This is a genomic window from Mycobacterium sp. ENV421, from assembly GCF_002887815.1.
Lineage (GTDB): Bacteria > Actinomycetota > Actinomycetes > Mycobacteriales > Mycobacteriaceae > Mycobacterium.
In genome coordinates, this window is the sequence record NZ_PDHO01000109.1 from 1 (window position 1) to 1,660 (window position 1,660).

Consider the following 1,660-nt stretch of genomic DNA (forward strand, 5'->3'; position numbering starts at 1 on the left):
AGCCTCGATCCACCGATAAATTGGTTGGTCGTGGGGTGTCGGAATGAGGAAAGTGCCCCTTGAGCTGGGAGGATTGGTGTTCTCTACGCATCAATCAGGCCAGTTCAGAAAGGCACTTCCGGTGAAAGTGTCCCATAGGTTCGCCGCTGGGTCGGCGGTCTTTGATGATGAGCATCTCGTGTCGTGCGCGGGGCTGGTGCCGGTGATGACACTGGCCACCCAGACCGGGCTGCCGAAACTGTTGGCTGACAAGATTTCCATCCCGGCACCCAAGGTCAGATCTGGCTCGGCCAATCCGGCACCGAAGCTGACCACGGTGATCGCCGGGATGTGCGCTGGCGCTGACAGCATCGATGACCTCGATGTGGTGCGCTCTGGTGGGATGAAGAGCCTCTTCGGCGGCGTGTACGCACCGTCGACGATTGGAACATTGTTGCGGGAGTTCACTTTCGGACATGCCCGCCAACTGGAGTCAGTCCTGCGTCATCATCTGGCCGCGCTGTGTGAACGGGTGGACCTGCTGCCCGGCGCGGACACCCAAGCGTTCATCGACATTGACTCGTTGCTGCGTCCGGTTTTCGGTCACGCCAAGCAAGGTGCCTCCTACGGTCACACCAAGATCGCCGGCAAGCAGGTCCTGCGCAAAGGGCTCTCGCCGTTGGCCACCACGATCAGCACCCCCGGGTCGGCACCGGTGATCGCCGGGATGCGACTGCGTGCCGGCAAGACCGGCTCCGGGAAAGGCGCGGGCCGGATGATCACCCAAGCCATCGCGACCGCCCGCGCTGCCGGCGTGACCGGGCAGATTCTGGTGCGTGGTGATTCGGCCTACGGCACCCGCGCCGTCGTGGGTGCCTGCCGAAGCCACGGCGCCCGCTTCTCGGTGGTCATGACTCGAAACTCGGCCGTTGATCGGGCCATCACCGCGATCGACGAGTCCGCCTGGACACCAGTGAAATATCCCGGTGCGGTGCGTGATCCCGACACCGGGGACTGGATCTCTGATGCCGAGGTCGCCGAAATCAGCTACACCGCCTTCGCGTCGACCAAAGACCGGTTCACCGCCCGCCTAGTGGTGCGCCGGGTCAAAGACGCCAGATTCCGCGACGCCCTGTTCCCCGTCTGGCGATATCACCCGTTCTTCACCAACACCGACCTTCCCACCGCCAAGGCCGACATCACCCACCGCCAACACGCGATCATCGAAACCGTGTTCGCCGACCTGATCGACGGCCCCCTGGCCCATATGCCGTCTGGGCGGTTCGGGGCGAACTCGGCGTGGGTGTTGTGCGCCGCGATCGCGCACAACCTGCTGCGCGCCGCCGGCGTGCTGGCCGGAGGCGCCCACGCGGTAGCCCGCGGCGCGACATTGCGCCGCAAGATCGTCACCGTCCCGGCCCGGCTGGCCCGGCCACAACGCCGACCGATCCTGCACCTACCAGCACATTGGCCTTGGGCAGATCACTGGCTCACGTTGTGGCGCAACACCATCGGCTACAGCCCACCAGCCACCGCAACCGTCTGACCACTCGCCGAACAGGCACTACCGGAGACCACAGGAAAAGCTGGACAGACCAGCGGATTCACGCTGCCCACCCACCGCAGCACAGCAAAATCAGTCTGACCGGACCTCAACAGGGTCGATCCACGGATTGAGGCT

1 protein-coding gene is annotated in these 1,660 nt (G+C 64.5%); it reads left to right on the forward strand.

From position 1 onward, the window contains the following. The first annotated feature begins 121 nt into the window (after positions 1-121). A complete protein-coding gene (locus CRM90_RS29865) occupies positions 122-1,525 on the forward strand; it encodes an IS1380 family transposase (protein ID WP_013470146.1) in 1,404 nt (467 codons plus the stop codon). Positions 1,526-1,660: the final 135 nt, after the last annotated feature.